Raw genomic sequence first — 16713 nt, forward strand, 5'->3', positions numbered from 1 at the left:
AATATTATAATACGAAACGGATGAAGGCAAAATTAAAAATGAGTCCGGTACAATACCGAACTCATTTTGAGCAAGCTGCCTAATGAAATAACCGTGTCTAACTTTTAGGGGTCACTTCATTCCTTAAAAAGAAGTAGGCTTTTTGTTATTCTCCAAGGGCTCGTATCCCTTAATTATCACTGGCTCCATATAAATTTACCATTTTTTCATCAAAATATTGATTAACAAGTAAATTTAGTTTTAATGAAAGAGAGATATAGTCGGAACAGGCTGGACCTTTTTGATGATATAATTCGCTCATTTTGGTTTTTAGATTCCATATTTCTTTTAAAATAATCATATTTTCCAACTGGTTTGATTCGTCTACTTTCATCATACACCCCGTATTAGAAATTTTTTAGTATCAAGATTTTGGAAAATATGATGACTTGGATCCGTTGTTTATTCATTACTTAATTAATACAACATTCCCAAAACCGTATTGATAGTAACATAATCCAAATTTCATGTGAACAGGGGATTAAAAAGTAAAAATATTAAAATAATCGTAAATAATATTGATATATCAATGTTTTATCATAATAACCTCACTAGTATTATAAAACGAACAAATTCATTGAAATAACAGCAATACTTGTTATAGCGTTATAACATTAATTTTAAAATAAAAAAGGACAGTGATTTTATCAAAAAATCATTGCCCTTTACTATTTTGATGCACTTTACCTCTCACGCTTACTTACACTCTTTCCCATTAAATGCACACTCAATCCCTAACCCTAATTCCTCATATAAAAATATAAATGCTAAGTCTTCCGCATGATTACCATTTTCTTGTATGAACTCTACTGACTTTGTTCCATTTTCGTCTTTTGCATCGATTTCCTTAAATAAGCTCTTCTCTTCTTTATCGGGATGCACCATCATCACAAAATCGATGATTCCTTTTTTATAGTAAAAATCTAAAGCTTCCTCTTTCGAATCAAAATAATGCATTCTTACAACTGATCTCGATCCCTCATCATTTTTCAAGGTTTGCACACCAATAATAGGCTCTTTTGTTTTCGCTCCGCAAGCAGCTAATAACAAAATCAATAAAATAAACAATAGTCTGTTACGCATATTCATTTCTTCCTCCACCATAAACAAATCTGGAAACCTTTTTGAAAATAATTATAATTCAGAAATGGATTTTTGACTATTAGTAAAAGTGGTAGGAAATGGCGAATCAATGGCAAACACGGAAAAGTTTGATAAAATAAAAATGAAGTTATAGACATACAGAGCTATCAGAAAAAACCGGTATCTTCAGACTAAAATTATGATTTCCCCTCAACTCGAAACTCTGAAATTTCCTTTTTGTTTTTTAATAACTTAATAGCCTCTATAATGGCACAAATAACGATAACAGGTAACAAAAATAGTGTCCTCATTCTCCACAGCCCTCTACCTTTTTAATAAAAGTATTGGCAATTTTTCAGAAAGTAATACTCAGAAATGTGTAATTTAATAGATTCTTGAAGTATAAACATCATCCTTCTTACTATTGTTTCCTAATAACATAAGAGCCCAACTCTGATCCCAGAGCTGAGCTAGTAGGTATGTTAACTTATCAATGAAGCATAGGAAATCCTTCCTCTTGCTTTAGTAACCATTCGGATTATTCTTCTGCCACTTCCAAGAATCCCGACACATCTCTTCAATCCCTCTGGTAGCCACCCAACCAAGCTCATTTTTAGCCTTAGTCGCATCCGCATAACAAACGGCCACATCCCCTGGTCTTCTATCCACAATTTGATATGGTACTTCAACACCAGATGCCTTCTCAAATGCAGCGACAATTTCTAGCACACTATACCCAGTTCCCGTACCTAGGTTATACGCTTCTACTCCATTGGCTGACATTACTTTTTCAAGTGCCTTTAAATGCCCATGAGCAAGGTCAACAACATGGATATAATCCCTCACTCCCGATCCATCCACAGTTGGATAATCGTTACCAAATACACTTAACTGCTTCAGCTTGCCTACAGCCACTTGAGTAATAAATGGCATTAAATTATTCGGAATCCCATTTGGATCCTCACCGATTCGACCGCTCTCATGAGCACCGATTGGGTTGAAATAACGTAACAGCGCGATACTCCAGCTATTATCCGCAACATATAAATCTCTTAAAATTTCCTCAATCATTAACTTTGTGCGGCCATATGGATTAGTTGCGCCTAGTGGAAAATCTTCTGAAATCGGCACACGTTCTGGCATACCATAAACGGTTGCCGAAGAGCTAAATACTAGATTCTTAACGCCATATTGTTTCATCACATCGCAAAGAATGAGTGTTCCTGTAATGTTGTTATGATAGTAATGAAGAGGGATGGCCACTGATTCCCCTACTGCCTTAAGGCCAGCAAAATGAATGACAGCTTCGATAGAATGCTTTTTGAAAACATTTTCTACCGCTTCCCTATTCAGTAAATCGACTTCGTAAAAGGTTACTTCTTTATCCGTGATTTCTTTAATCCGATTCAATGATTCAATTTTACTATTTGAAAAATTATCGATGACAACTATGTCATACCCTGCATTTAGTAGTTCCACGCAAGTATGACTGCCGATATACCCCGCACCGCCCGTTACTAATATAGACATGAAATGACAACTCCTACATATTTTTAAAAATGAATTCTATTTCGCACTATCACTACACTGTATTACTTTAACACAATAATGATAACGGCAAAACCATACCCTTTCGACAAATTTAGAGATGTATTACTGCTCAACTAAGCCTATTTTTCAACATATGTCATATTAATATGTTTATTGCTAATTTCTACATTTGCCGGAATTCGTAGGTAGATGGCTTGATTGTCCGGTCCCATTGTAGTGACATTCGTTCGTTTTTGTCCATTAAATTGAGTGATTGGGAATTCTTTTTCGGTAATAGCGATCGTAACATCCTGAATGGCAGGGTGATTCATTTCTAAAGTATCATAGTTCAGTTCAAGATGAATAGGCTCTAGAATATCGGTGAACTGATACCCATTTATATTAAAACCAGTGTTATACACAAAGCCCTCTATTTTCCCATCATTCGTGTCCTTTCGCTCAACATAAATGTGAGTGCCATCCTCTTCTCGATTGGATGAAATCCTAATGGTCGGTTGATCATAATCAAAAACTTCTCTCTGTACGATATATTCAGGATTAACCCGATCGAAAGCTCCAAAATGTAAATCTTTATATAAATCAAGCCAAGAATCTTTGTTCCCTTCCGCACGGGCTGGAAAATCAGTTGAAATAAAAGGTGTAACAGCCATTGCGATGATAAGAATGACCGTGTATATCATTAATAGCCAATGAGTAATTTTAACCGTCACATACTTTCTCCAAACTTTCAGCATGAAGGCAAAGATAAAGAAAAGGATGATCAAAACAGCAGGCAGGATAAGGCTCATTGTCTTACCCCCATTCGATTGAATAGGATACTAGAAGTACCAAATAAAATGGCTGTTGTGAGCAAAATTTTTATCAAAAAGAGGATGAATGATGATTCTATAAAGTAGAACTGATAGATTTCTTGTTGGATCGGCATTGGATTAAATGAAATATCCAGAAACAGAAATCCGATAAGAAGGGCAGGTATCACAATAATAAATGCCTTGCTTACTTGAGCTAATGTCCCAAAGAGATAGCCAATGGAGCTGGCCGTAAGAATATATAAGCTAGCTGCAATTATCCCTATTATCAGTTCCCCCACTGCCATTTCAGAGCTATATAAGGTGTGCCCTAAGAAAAAGTAGCCCGCTACTCTGACTAAGTATCCTGACAATATGGAAGTCACACCACCTAGTAAACTAGCTGTTACTAAAAATAATACATTGGAAAGGTTACTGGTCAATCGATTTGTGACAAACGTAAAGTCAAAGTTTCGATAAGGTCTAGTTGTGATAGTAATCGCTGTGACAAGCCCCCAAATCATCGTAAAAGCCAAGACGACATCAGCAGAATAACTCCTCACCGTCAATGTAAAATATGAAGAGCTCGATCCACTCATACCCATACCACCTAGTGAGAAGAGCAAGGCGATCACCTGTATTCCAATTAGAGAACTAAAGGCATCAATATTTGCTTTTAATTTAAACAAATATTGCCGCTTCACCACTACGTTCATATTAGCACTGGTTAAAGACATCATCTATTCCTCCCCTGCTATCATTCGTTAAGTAGACACATAAATCACTTGCTCGGACTGGAGTTCGTTCAAGCCCTGCCTTTTCAATTTCCAACGTGGCAAAATTATTTTTCACAACGGCATACATCGTACCTGCTCCGATACGATTTTCATAAATCAGTTCTTCCCCATTTGTTAATTCAAGGACCTTTTCCGTTGGTCCTTTTATCCCTATCGCCCATTCCTTTAATTCTGAAATCGGCAGATGGAGGTGCTTCTTCCCGTCTTTAATTAAAAGAACATCCTCTAATAAATCTTCTATTTCATTCAGATGATGGCTAGAAATCATAATCGTGCGTGGATGCGCGAGATAATCCTTTAACAAAGCGCGGTAAAAGTCTTTTCTAACTGCTTCATCCATACCGGTTGTCGGTTCATCTAAAATTGTTAAAGGACAACGGGCGGCCAAGCCGATAATTGAATTAAATGTACTAGTTTTCCCTTTCGATAACCGGTTGTGATAATTTTTCGGATCAAAATCAAAGTACTTTGCCAAGCCCTTTGCCAATTTCATATCCCAATTCGGGTAAAAGCTACCAGCCACTTCTAATATCTCTTGAAGCTGAAGGGCGGGTGGAAAAATCATTTGATCATCCACAAAAATGGAGTTAGCCGATACAAATAAACTATTAAAAGGACCGTCATCAAAAACGCGAACCTTACCTGATGTTTCCTGAATAAAACCAGCTAAGATTTTTAGTAAAGTAGTCTTTCCAGCTCCATTGCGTCCAATTAACCCTGTGATCGTATTTTCCTCAATAGAAAAAGTGAGATTATTTAAAACAGGCTTCCTTAAATACGTTTTCGTTAACCCCGTACATTCGATTACCTTCATTCGTTCCCCACCTCCGATTGTTCCGCTTTAATCATCTCCATTAATTCTGCTTCACTTATTTGCAAACGGTGTGCTTCAAGAACAAGCTCCTGCACTAACCGCTTTAGCGTTTGACTTTTCCGTTTATTCACGATCATCTCTTTAGCCATCTGCGAAACAAACATCCCTAGCCCCCGCTTCTTATAAAGAATATTTTCATCGACAAGTAGATTTAATCCCTTTGCTGCCGTTGCCGGATTGATGGTATACATTTCGGCCAATTGATATTGCGAGTAAACCTTCTGATCACTCTCCAAATGACCATTCATAATCTCCGTCTCTATCCATTCGGAAATCTGCACATAAATAGGCTTTGAACCATCTGCGTTAAGAATAACCTCCGCCTCCTCCCTGTTATAGTGCATTACTGATGTAATGTAGTATATTATTTATTGGAAAATAATTCAAGAGGATTTTAAAAAATAATAACCTTTTACTTGATCCTTGGAGTTGGATAATTCTCGAAGCAAATATAGATAGGCATTCTTTAAAAAAAGAGGAAGAACCCTTGCTTTCGGTACGATTTAACCCCAAGAGAGGTGATTTTCTTTTAAACTTTCGTAACTATCACAAACGGTCATGTATTTTTTAATCAGGAGATGCTAGAACTCATTACTTAAGCGTGTTTTTTTCAGTTAAATTCCGAGCGTTTACCATTATTCCGACTAATTGACGCCTAATTCCGACTTTTCCAGCGCTTATTCCGACCAATTATCCATTTATTCCGACCAATTCCGCGTTGATTCCGACTTTTTCACAACTCTGCCACAAATCCCCCAGCAGACGTATATCCCTCGCTCTTTAACACACACCAGTACACTTATATATCAGACTCTTTTAACTATATATCGGACTTTCCCGGCATTATATCGGACTCTGCTGGCATTATATCGGTCTTTCTAAAACATATTTCAGACTTTGTCACTTTCTCATTACAAACCTTCCTTTTCCGAGCACTAAACAAAACCTCAAAATAGGTAATTTAGTTCTTAGTTACGCTCAGCTTCTAACTAAGAAAAGTGCAAACGACCGTCTAGCAGCACAATAAAAAAAGAAGCAAGAGTATCACTCCTTGCTTCTACATTCTTAAAGATGGCTATTCATCATCAATTTCACCATCACCAATTTCATCTTCTTCCTCTACGTCTTCTACATCTTCATCGTCTTCCGGTTTTTCATCATTTCCACAACCAACTAACGAGAAAAGAGACATAGATAAGAAAAGCATCATTAAGAACTTTTTCATCGTCCATAACCTCCTTTTCTTCTAATATCCCCAACCCCACTGGAAATATGTAGGAACTCTTCACAAGTAAACTTTAGCACAGTAAAGCGGTGGGGGACAGTCCCCCACCGCTTTATTGTGTTAAAGTTTATTCCGTTAATTATCTTTTAAGGAGCAGGGACTTCTTCCTCTGCTTCCTCATTATTTAGGTAAACAAAAAACTCAGGATAATCTCGATTAAGTGTATCTAAAACCCCAGCCAACTGTCCCCTTGTTAATTTTTCGCCTGGGTTAAATGCTCCATTAACTCCTTTGAAAATTCCTAGTTCCTTCATTAGTAGAATTTCTTGATAAGCCCAGTGAGTGGCATCCACATCATTAAATGGATTTGCTTCATTTGTAGTAGGGGTTTTTTTCGAGATTCTTGCTAATATAGCTGCAATTTGTTCTCTCGTAACGGTTCTCCCTTTACCAAAGGTAGTTGGATTCACACCGTTCATAAGCTGATTTGCTTTTGCTGTTTCAATAGCGCTATAGGCCCAATGGGTTGTAGGTATATCGTCAAAGCTTGGTTGTTCTGGGATTTGGATTGGTAGCTTTAAAGCGCGAACTAAAATGACGGCTAACTGCTCACGTGTTAATCCATTATTCACACCAAAATGGGTAGCAGAGATCCCATTCATCCATCCCAAATCCTTCATATTTTTGATGGATGTAAATGCCCATTGACTTTTAGCTACATCCAAAAAGGTTCTTTCTGGGAAGGTTTTCAACTCATACGGCAAGTAAACCCACCTTTTTCCTAAAGCCGTTTCGATATGATACCAATTACCATAATTTTCGAATGCTTGAGTAGTTTGTGTAGCATTAACCTTTTCATTTTTACGACCTAAAAAGGAGGGTTTACTATAGGCATAAACGTTTTCAGCAACCGTAACACTTTCCTGAAATGGCTTGATATTTTTAGTAGGATATTTTAGATCATAACTTTCCGCTAGCAACCATAACCCAATCGTCTTGTTTCGGTTCCACTCCTCTGGAAAAACAGCAACGGGCACATGCCTTTCGCCGACACTATAGCTTAGTTCGGGAGTAAATCCTGGCAGCCCAAATTGCTGAATAAACCAATCCGTATATCCCTTACCAGTTGGGTTTGTTTCAGGCTTCATTAATCGGTAGCCAGTCGTTTTACTAAACTGATCGGCTAAGCGAAAATCTCTGGCATAATTGATTTTTTTATTGTGAAAGTGCCAATAGAGAACTCTTCCAGAGGTATGATAGGCAACAGAAATTTTCGGTTTGATTTTAAAAGTAAAGTCACGTAACGCAATGACTTCCTTTGCCTGAAAAGGACGAATGCCTTTATAGCCCATGTAGGACGGCTTTTTTTCTTCTGTGGGGGAATTCCAATTCGCAGGATATTGCCTATTTAAGTCAATCCCCATCGCATTTGCTTTCCATCTCGTAAAATCCCTTTTACCACCATTCATCGCTAGTAGTTTTGCATGATGACTTTTTGGAAAAGCCTCTAAGCCGCGTTGCTGGAGAGTGACACCGTCAGGATTCACCATCGGGACAAAGGAAATAGAAATTTCATCTAGCATATCCTTTGCATAATAAGAACCTACTAGAGAATTAGAGTTGTAGGCTTTCGCATAGCTTTCTATCATCTCCATGACAATCATGGTACTTAGCCATTCCCGTGCATGATGACTACCATTAATTAAAGTAGTTTCTTCCCCTTTTCCGACTTTAATTGCCATAATGTCTCTATTAAATTCAGATTTACCAATGCTTTCGTATTGAATGAGATCTGGATAGGTTTTCTGCAGCAACTTAATGTCTGCAACCATTTCTTCGTAGGAATATGTATTGGTGGTATCTACGATGGTAGAGGCTTCTGATTTTTGTGAAAAAAGGAAAATTGAAATGGTGAACAGTAAAGATGATAAATAGAGTATTCTCATAGTCCCCTCCTGGTCTTGGATGTTATATATCTATGTTTAGGCGGATACTATAATTATTCTAAAAAAAGGTTTCATTTTTGGGGGTTACTATCTTTGCCAATGAATACTCATTTCTTTCCGTGAATGTATCACCTTTCACCAAGTTCTCCTCTAAAATTTGCAAATTTCATTAAAAAAAGAAGCCAAAAACCTATTTGTGCATAGGTATTTAGCTTCTTTTTTACTATCAATTGATTTTATCAATGGAATATCGAACTTCCCCCTTACTTCACTTCTGCACATATTCCAAAAACCGTTTAACCGCTGGGGAAATCTGTTTCAACGAGTTCACTGCGATACCAAGCGACCGATACGACGGTTCCTCCAGCTCGACAATCCGAATATTTCGCTGTTGCCCCCGAAGAACGAGTTCTGGGAGAATACTGATACCAAGTCCCTTTTCCACCATCGCCATGATGGCATAATCATCACCAACCTTAAACTTAATGTCTGGTTTAATCGATGCCTTTTCCAGAACCCGATTGATATCATCATCTGAGCCTTTGCTCGGCATAATAAACGGCTCATTCTCAATTTGGGATAACGTAAGGACAGATTCGGAGCTTAATGGATGGTCGGTTGGCAACACAACAAGCATCTGGTCTTTCTGCAAAGGTATGACGTCAAACATGTCCCGAGTTGGAAGCGATAGAAAACCACAATCGATTTTCCCATCAGCTATCCAATCCTCAATCTGACGGTAATTGCCTTCTTTTATTTTAAAATCTATATTGGGAAAATCCTGTTGAAAATCCTTGAGGATCCCAGGTAGCCAGTGAACAGATACACTTGTGAAGGTACCAATATGGATGGTCCCTATTTCAAGTCCATGTATAGAAGCAACTTCCTGTTCCAAATGTTCATTCCATTTCAAAATTTCACGAATCGTTTTCACCATTTGTTCTCCATTTACCGTCAATTTCACTCCGGAACGGCTTCGGGTAAGTAATAGAAATCCGAATTCTTCTTCCAAACTATTGATGGTATGACTGACAGCAGATTGCGTGAATCCCATGGCATCGGCTGCTTTCGTCAGACTGCCGAGCTCGACTACCTTCATTAATATTTTGTACTTATTAATACTCAAAGGGTCATCCTCCCGCTTCTTTTACATGAATTTTATTCATGCTAACTATAAATAACATTCGTTTTACTTGTTTATTTTTACTTAGTATACTTAATTCACTGAATTTTCTCTACAATCTAAAGGAGGAAACTGATTTTGAAACCACTAAAGGCTGACCTTTTGCTGATATTAGTTACCCTCTTCTGGGGATCATCTTATCTTTTTATGAAAATGGGATTAGAATCACTTGGGGAGTTTAATTTAATTGCCCTTCGATTTGGATTTGCCTTTTTACTTGCATCAGCGATTTTTTTCCGAAGACTGCGGAATAGTAACTTAAAAACCTTTAAATATGCTAGTCTACTAGGGTTCATTTTATTTGTCGTCTTCATCGCGATTACATTTGGTTTAAAGACAACGTCCACTTCAAATGCAGGCTTTTTAGTCAGTTTAACGGTTATTTTTGTGCCCCTTATCAGCATTTTTGTTTTTAAGAGGAAAATAGAGTTAAAGCTAATCATCAGCATTTTGTTGGCGATGACTGGAATTGCTTTAATGACGATTCAGCTTCCTTTTAAAATCACTCTTGGAGACCTATTATGTATTGCAACTGCCTTGTTTTATGCGATTCATATTATTGTCGTAAGCTTCGCGGCTCAGGAAGTAGATACTTTAAATCTTGGCATTTTACAATTGGGATTCGCCGCCTTGTACGGTTTGATTTTTTCGTTTATTTTTGAAACACCGTCGTTGCCAGATACAGCTAACGCTTGGATTGCTATCCTTGTACTAAGCATTTTTTGCAGCGCTTTAGGGTTTATCATCCAAATCGTTGCCCAGAAATACACCTCTGCTACTCGAACAGGATTAATTTTTTCATTAGAGCCTGTGTTTGCTGCTTTATTTGGATATTTATTTGCTCACGAGATCCTGTCTATTAATGGGTATATCGGAGCATTTCTCGTTTTATTTAGTGTGATTCTGTCATCTGTTAAACTGAATATACCTGATAAAAGTAGGCTTTCAATCTCAAAACCAAGGAAAAAGAAGTTTGGGTGATTTTATTTGGAGATGGAACGAGGTTTTATCATGACAAAGCAGCATTTACTTGGAGCGCTATGTCTATCCTTAGCCGCCAGTATGTGGGGTGGCATGTATGTGGTTAGCAAATATGTGTTAGATTATATCCCACCTCTAACATTAGTGTGGTTACGCTATATCATCGCCTTTGTTTTTTTATTTACGATTTTAAAAATGGTTCAGTTTAAACATAAACAATATGACTCTCTTAAGAAAAAAGACTGGTTTCTAATCGCTTGGATTGGTTTTATTGGTTATTTTGTATCGATTTCTCTTCAATTTATTGGTACCAACTTATCTGATGCCCATACAGGAGCTTTAATCACATCAGCAACCCCAGCTTTTATTGTTATTTTTGCATGGTTTGTTTTAAAAGAAGTACTAACGGTTCGAAAAATTTTAGCGATGGCGTTAGCGACAATTGGAGTTGTGATTGTTATTGGCCTAGATACCAATGTCGGGTCTAATTTTATCGGAAGTGTGATTTTAGTAGGGGCTGCCATTACTTGGGCATTGTTATCCGTCTATGTAAAGTTGGCTTCGAATCGGTTATCTTCCTTAACGATTACTACATATGCTGTGTTATTTGCGCTTATTTTTACTACCCCAGCAATGTTGTGGGAACTCCAATCTAATGACGTCTATTATCAAGACCTTTTAATCATTTTAGGAGTGATTTATTTAGGAGTGGTTTCAACAGCAGGAGCCTTTTTTCTTTGGAATAAAGGAATGGAGCTCATGGATGCGGGAATCGGGTCACTGTTTTTCTTTTTCCAGCCTATTGTTGGTTCTTTCTTAGGGTGGGCTTTATTAAAGGAAGAGTTGGGGGTTAATTTCTTTGTCGGGGGGATATTTATTGTTTTTGGGGTTGGAGTAGTTGGTATTCAGAAGAAAAAAATGGAGTGGCATCGGGACGGCTCCATTACTTCGGACAAATAAACAACATTTCTTTCCAATTTGAATAAGTTTTTGTATAATGGAAATATATACTAAAAAAAAACAGAGAAGTGTTGGACCACTTCTCTCTTAAAACCTCTACCGTCAGGGTGGTGGTAATCAATATTAGATTCAAGGCAGACCACCCTATTGTCTGTGGCGGATTCGGGTGGTTTCCTTGTTCTCTAAAACGTTTTTTTGAAAAAGATGCGCAGTAACCTCCTGCACTCTCCCCTTCAAAATTTCTAAAAAGAGTTCAAGTAATGTTCAATGGTTATTCCCTCCCTCCTGAAACAAAAGGAAGCGTGCTAACCAATTACTCCTACAACTCTGTTCTATTACTTTCCATCATGATAAGGACTATCAATTTTTGAAAATAGACGTGAATTCACAAAGTGAACCCTAGCTTTTCATTCAATAATTCAGATGACTTTATTACAGAATCAAATCTAGGATTCCTAATTAGATTGTATTAATTATGAATATATTTATGAAACGTATCAGTAAAGTCTTTTGTTGTATGTTTATGATGAGTATCCGTCAACCATATATTCACAAATTGAGCAATATTCCCAAACTCCTGAGATACATTCGCCTCAACAGAACGATTATGCTTAATCACTTCAACCGCTCTTTGAAGGCTTTCGTCACCGTAAGCACGTAGTCTAGCATTATCTTGTTGAATCATTGAAATCGCAAGAAGGGCTTTGTAAATGTCCGCTACTTCTGTGGAATACTTCTTATTCACATCGATTGAAAGAGCATAATTACCCATAGTGAACTTTAACTCAATATCTAAGTCAATGGTACCTGCAGTCTCAATACTTACATCTCTAATATTATGCTGGTAATAATCATAGCGTCTTAAATTGCGCTTTGAACTAACCGCAGAATCTCCATCAACATGGATAAGTGCTAGATTCGTAAAGCAATATTCATCTTTTTTAGATTTGATCAGAAAGAAAATCTTTTCATTATCTTCACTTAATACATAATCATCAGACTGGGTTTTGTCATAATCCGACGGTTTAATAATTTCGCCAATATCACTAAGACCTAGAGCTTCACTTGCTAATTTTTTAAACAAAGAAATCGCCCCTTTTTCAAAAAATAAAATCCACTTCGTATCTTAACATGAGTGCCATGGAAATATTGTCGATATTTGTATGGATGTTCTGGGTCAATTATCCTAGTTTTCTTCTAAATCAGAAGCATAGTACGTGATTCAGAAATTAGTCCTACATCAAAAGTTATACGAATAGATTAATGTGTAATTCATTAGGGGGGTGATTGGGAAAATATGATCTTTTTCTTTAGTCTAAGTATTTTAATATAATTATAGAAAGGTGTGATGAATTTTTGAAGAGGAAAAAGGGTTCATTTTGGTTTTCGATATTCATGATTGTGCTGTTATCATTTAGCACTATACAAGTGAATGCTGACATGGATATAAGCCAAGTTGATGTTACTGCCGCAGATGAAATTAAGAAAACTACTGTCCATACGTATGGCGCTAATACTTGGGCATATAGTTCATTAGCTAAAGGCCCTAATGACGAGTTGTATGTCGCGCATATGATTAACGATAGTGAGATTGCTGTCAAGCGTTGGAATGGTGCGACTTGGGAACCTTTTACAAGCGTAACCAAAATAGCGACTGCAGATACAAGTTTAGCTGGCCCTATAAAATTAGTTGCAGATGCAAATGGCAATCTACATTTAGCTTTTAAATTTTACGACGGTAGTGGAGTTAATAGTTATCGAGGAGTTAAATATGGATATTTTAATGGGGGGACAAAAAGCTGGTCCTTTACAGAAATTGAAGGATACAGTGATCCCAATGGATGGAAGAATTTTGATGACCCTTCTTTGGCTGTAGATTCTTCTGGTGCTGTGCATATGGTGTATTTGTACGATGAAGCTGGTCCACATAACCACTACGTGAAATATGCTACTAATCAGTCTGGTACATGGAAAATAGGAACGATGGTTACCTCAAGTGGTGGAATTGATGAATTAAAATCACCACAAATTGTCATTGATAATAGAAATAATGTCCATGTTACTTATATAAAAGAAGACCAACAAAATTCGTATTACGGAAACGTTTATTTTACAACAAAAAAAGCATCGGACACTAGTTTCCCTGCTGCAACAAAATTGATTAATTCAACTGGAGATTTGCAAGATTACTGGAGTTATCCGTTAACTCTTGATTCTAATGGATCTGTATATATTGCTTACTCAAGCCTTACAACTTCTTATATTGTCACAAATGCATCTGGAAGTTGGAGGACGGAACAGATTTACGTGGATCATACACGAATAACTGGACCTTTATCGGTTCATTTTGTTGGTCCGGACATTTACTTATTGATGGAATCCTGGAAATCCGATAATTCAGAGGTCTACTTTTTCGCTATGAAAAAAACAGCCACTGGTTGGGAAAAAGGAACAAAAAATATATCACCTGCAGAACCAGGCGTTACAAGTGAGATAACTTATTCCGTAGATTCTCAGGGCAATTACATGCTAGTTATGCTAGACCGCGGTTTAAGAATCATTAGTAGTTTAAGTGGTAGTAGCGCGGCCATGGGTCTAACTACTGTTGCGACACCAACATACTCAGTTAGTTATGATGGTAATGGTCATACTAGTGGGAATACCCCTACCGATAGTAAGCAATATAAGCAAGGTGATCAGGTTACTGTAGTAGGCAACACCGGGAATTTACAAAAAACAGGTCATACCTTTGCTGGTTGGAATACAGCTTCAAATGGAACTGGGACTTCTTACTCACCAGGTTCCTCATTTACGATGCCGAGCAATGATGTCATATTGTATGCAAAGTGGATACAAAGTACTTATACGGTAAGCTTTAACTCAAATGGTGGTAGCGCAGTAGCTCCCGTTACAACCAACCCTAACACGACGATTTCAGCTCCAACTCCACCTACCAGAACAGGTTATACATTTAATGGTTGGTTTAAGGAAGCTAGTTTGACTTCGGAATGGAATTTTGCAACAGATAAAGTCACTCAAGACACAACTCTATATGCAAAATGGACAATTAATCAATATACTGTTAGCTTTAACTCGAATGGTGGTAGTGCCGTTGCTCCGGTTACGACAAACTATAACACGACGATTTCAGCTCCAACTCCACCTACCAGAACGGGTTATACGTTTAATGGGTGGTATAAGGAAGCCGGGTTAACTACTGGATGGAATTTTGCTACTGACAAAGTAATCCAACATACTACTCTTTATGCTAAGTGGACAATCAATCAGTATACAGTAAGCTTTAACTCGAATGGTGGTAGTGCTGTTACTCCAGTTACGACAAACTATGACACGACAATTTCAGCTCCAACTCCTCCGACCAGAGCCGGGTATACATTCAACGGTTGGTTTAAAGATGCTGGACTATCAACAGTATGGAATTTTGCGACAGATAAAGTAACTCAGGATACTACTCTTTATGCAAAATGGACGATCAATCAATATACGGTAAGCTTTAACTCGAATGGTGGTAGTGCCGTTGCTCCGGTTACGACAAACTATAATACTTCCATTTCAGCTCCAACTCCTCCGACCAGAACCGGGTATACTTTCAACGGTTGGTTTAAAGAAGCTGGATTGATGACGGAATGGAATTTTGCGACAGATAAAGTCACGCAAGACACCACTCTTTTTGCTAAGTGGACGATTAATCAATATACGGTTAGCTTTAACTCGAATGGTGGTAGTGCCATTGCTCCGGTTACGACAAACTATAATACTTCCATTACCGCACCAACTCCTCCGACTAGAACCGGGTATTCATTCAACGGTTGGTTTAAAGAAGCTGGATTATCAACAGTATGGAATTTTGCAACAGATAAAGTAACTCAAGATACTACACTTTATGCTAAGTGGACGATTAATCAATATACTGTAAGCTTTAACTCGAATGGTGGTAGTGCCGTTACTCCGGTTACGACAAACTATAATACTTCCATTTCAGATCCAACTCCTCCGACCAGAACCGGGTATTCATTCAACGGTTGGTTTAAGGAAGCTGGATTGACGACAGAATGGAATTTTGCAACAGATAAAGTCACTCAAGATACTACACTTTATGCTAAGTGGACGATCAATCAATATACAGTTAGCTTTGATGTTGATGGTGGAAATGTGATAGCTTCACAAACAGTTAACCACGGTGACAAAGCTGTAGAACCAGCACAGCCTACAAAAACTGGTTTTACGTTTGCTGGGTGGTATACCGATAACAAGTACACAACACAGTTTGATTTTGCAAATACATCCATTACTAGTAACAAAACAATTTATGTAAAGTGGTCGATCAATCAATATACAGTTAGCTTTAACTCGAATGGTGGTAGTGCCGTTACTCCGGTTATAACAAACTATAATACTTCCATTACCGCACCAACTCCTCCTACCAGAACCGGGTATACATTCAACGGTTGGTTTAAGGATGCTGGATTGACGACAGAATGGGATTTTGCGACAGATAAAGTAACGCAAGACACTGCTCTTCATGCAAAGTGGACGATCAATCAATATACGGTTAGCTTTAACTCGAATGGTGGCAGTGGCGTAACGCAGATTACCACAAACTATAATACTTCCATAACCGCACCAACTCCTCCTACCAGAACCGGGTATACTTTTAACGGTTGGTTTAAAGAAGCTGGATTGATGACGGAATGGAATTTTGCGACAGACAAAATCACGCAAGACACCACTCTTTTTGCAAAGTGGACGATCAATCAATATACGGTTAGCTTTAACTCGAATGGTGGTAGTGCTGTTGCTCCGGTTACAACAAACTATAATACTTCCATTTCAGCTCCAACTCCTCCGACCAGAACCGGGTATACTTTCAACGGTTGGTTTAAAGAAGCTGGATTGATAACGGAATGGGATTTTGCAACAGACAAAGTCATGCAAGACACCACTCTTTTTGCTAAGTGGACGATTAATCAATATACGGTTAGCTTTAACTCGAATGGTGGTAGTGCTGTTGCTCCGGTTACTACAAACTATAATACTTCCATTTCAGCTCCAACTCCTCCAACCAGAACCGGGTATACTTTCAACGGTTGGTTTAAGGAAGCTGGATTGATGACGGAATGGAATTTTGCGACAGAGAAAGTCACGCAAGACACCACTCTTTTTGCTAAGTGGACGATTAATCAATATACGGTTAGCTTTAACTCGAATGGTGGTAGTGCTGTTGCTCCGGTTACTACAAACTATAATACTTCCATTTCGGCTCCA

General features: G+C 37.8%; 15 protein-coding genes. 4 read left to right on the plus strand and 11 right to left on the minus strand.

The genetic code is table 11. The features are described 5' to 3' along the window. Positions 1-83, plus strand: an 83-nt coding sequence (locus LRP83_RS07140) for an IS3 family transposase (RefSeq protein ID WP_151536060.1), incomplete at its 5' end; no start/stop codon positions are given. Positions 84-169: 86 nt separating this feature from the next. On the opposite strand, the gene LRP83_RS07145 is transcribed toward LRP83_RS07140, so the two are convergent. From LRP83_RS07145 to LRP83_RS07190, 10 genes are all read right to left on the minus strand, one after another. Then, positions 170-376, minus strand: coding sequence for a hypothetical protein (locus LRP83_RS07145; RefSeq protein ID WP_230496008.1), 207 nt, complete (start codon positions 374-376; stop codon positions 170-172). 359 nt (positions 377-735) lie between these two features. Further along, on the minus strand, positions 736-1122 hold the full coding sequence (locus LRP83_RS07150; RefSeq protein WP_230496009.1) for a hypothetical protein: 387 nt from the start codon (positions 1120-1122) through the stop codon (positions 736-738). A gap of 522 nt (positions 1123-1644) precedes the next feature. After that, on the minus strand, positions 1645-2652 hold the full coding sequence (gene galE / locus LRP83_RS07155) for a UDP-glucose 4-epimerase GalE (protein WP_230496010.1): 1008 nt from the start codon (positions 2650-2652) through the stop codon (positions 1645-1647). 140 nt (positions 2653-2792) lie between these two features. Continuing rightward, entirely contained in the window at positions 2793-3461 is a 669-nt protein-coding gene (locus LRP83_RS07160) for a hypothetical protein (protein WP_230496011.1), read from the minus strand. Next, entirely contained in the window at positions 3458-4201 is a 744-nt protein-coding gene (locus tag LRP83_RS07165; protein ID WP_230496012.1) for a hypothetical protein, read from the minus strand. The genes LRP83_RS07160 and LRP83_RS07165 overlap by 4 nt, the downstream gene beginning before the upstream one ends. After that, positions 4179-5072 (minus strand): ATP-binding cassette domain-containing protein, encoded by an 894-nt coding sequence (locus LRP83_RS07170; protein WP_230496013.1) that lies wholly within the window; start codon positions 5070-5072, stop codon positions 4179-4181. Before LRP83_RS07170 ends, LRP83_RS07165 begins: the two co-directional genes overlap by 23 nt. Continuing rightward, positions 5069-5476 (minus strand): GntR family transcriptional regulator, encoded by a 408-nt coding sequence (locus LRP83_RS07175; RefSeq protein ID WP_230496014.1) that lies wholly within the window; start codon positions 5474-5476, stop codon positions 5069-5071. The genes LRP83_RS07170 and LRP83_RS07175 overlap by 4 nt, the downstream gene beginning before the upstream one ends. A gap of 731 nt (positions 5477-6207) precedes the next feature. Then, a complete protein-coding gene (locus tag LRP83_RS07180) occupies positions 6208-6357 on the minus strand; it encodes a YgdI/YgdR family lipoprotein (protein ID WP_230496015.1) in 150 nt (49 codons plus the stop codon). A gap of 146 nt (positions 6358-6503) precedes the next feature. Further along, positions 6504-8303: a M14 family zinc carboxypeptidase gene (locus LRP83_RS07185; protein WP_230496016.1), complete on the minus strand. Its 1800-nt coding sequence runs from the start codon at positions 8301-8303 to the stop codon at positions 6504-6506. 268 nt (positions 8304-8571) lie between these two features. Further along, the gene (locus tag LRP83_RS07190) at positions 8572-9429 is read right to left on the minus strand and encodes a LysR family transcriptional regulator (protein WP_230496017.1); all 858 of its coding nucleotides are present in this window, start codon (positions 9427-9429) and stop codon (positions 8572-8574) included. A 135-nt stretch (positions 9430-9564) separates the two neighbouring features. Between LRP83_RS07190 and LRP83_RS07195 the strand changes: the two genes are divergently transcribed. Next, positions 9565-10467, plus strand: coding sequence for a DMT family transporter (locus tag LRP83_RS07195; RefSeq protein WP_230496018.1), 903 nt, complete (start codon positions 9565-9567; stop codon positions 10465-10467). 30 nt (positions 10468-10497) lie between these two features. After that, positions 10498-11427: a DMT family transporter gene (locus LRP83_RS07200; protein WP_230496019.1), complete on the plus strand. Its 930-nt coding sequence runs from the start codon at positions 10498-10500 to the stop codon at positions 11425-11427. 469 nt (positions 11428-11896) lie between these two features. On the opposite strand, the gene LRP83_RS07205 is transcribed toward LRP83_RS07200, so the two are convergent. Continuing rightward, entirely contained in the window at positions 11897-12511 is a 615-nt protein-coding gene (locus tag LRP83_RS07205; protein ID WP_230496020.1) for a PH domain-containing protein, read from the minus strand. Positions 12512-12783: 272 nt separating this feature from the next. Between LRP83_RS07205 and LRP83_RS07210 the strand changes: the two genes are divergently transcribed. After that, the coding region (locus tag LRP83_RS07210) for an InlB B-repeat-containing protein (protein ID WP_230496021.1) at positions 12784-16713 on the plus strand (3930 nt) is incomplete at its 3' end.

This window comes from Pseudoneobacillus rhizosphaerae, assembly GCF_917563885.1.
In the GTDB taxonomy this organism is placed as follows: domain Bacteria; phylum Bacillota; class Bacilli; order Bacillales; family Cytobacillaceae; genus Pseudoneobacillus; species Pseudoneobacillus rhizosphaerae.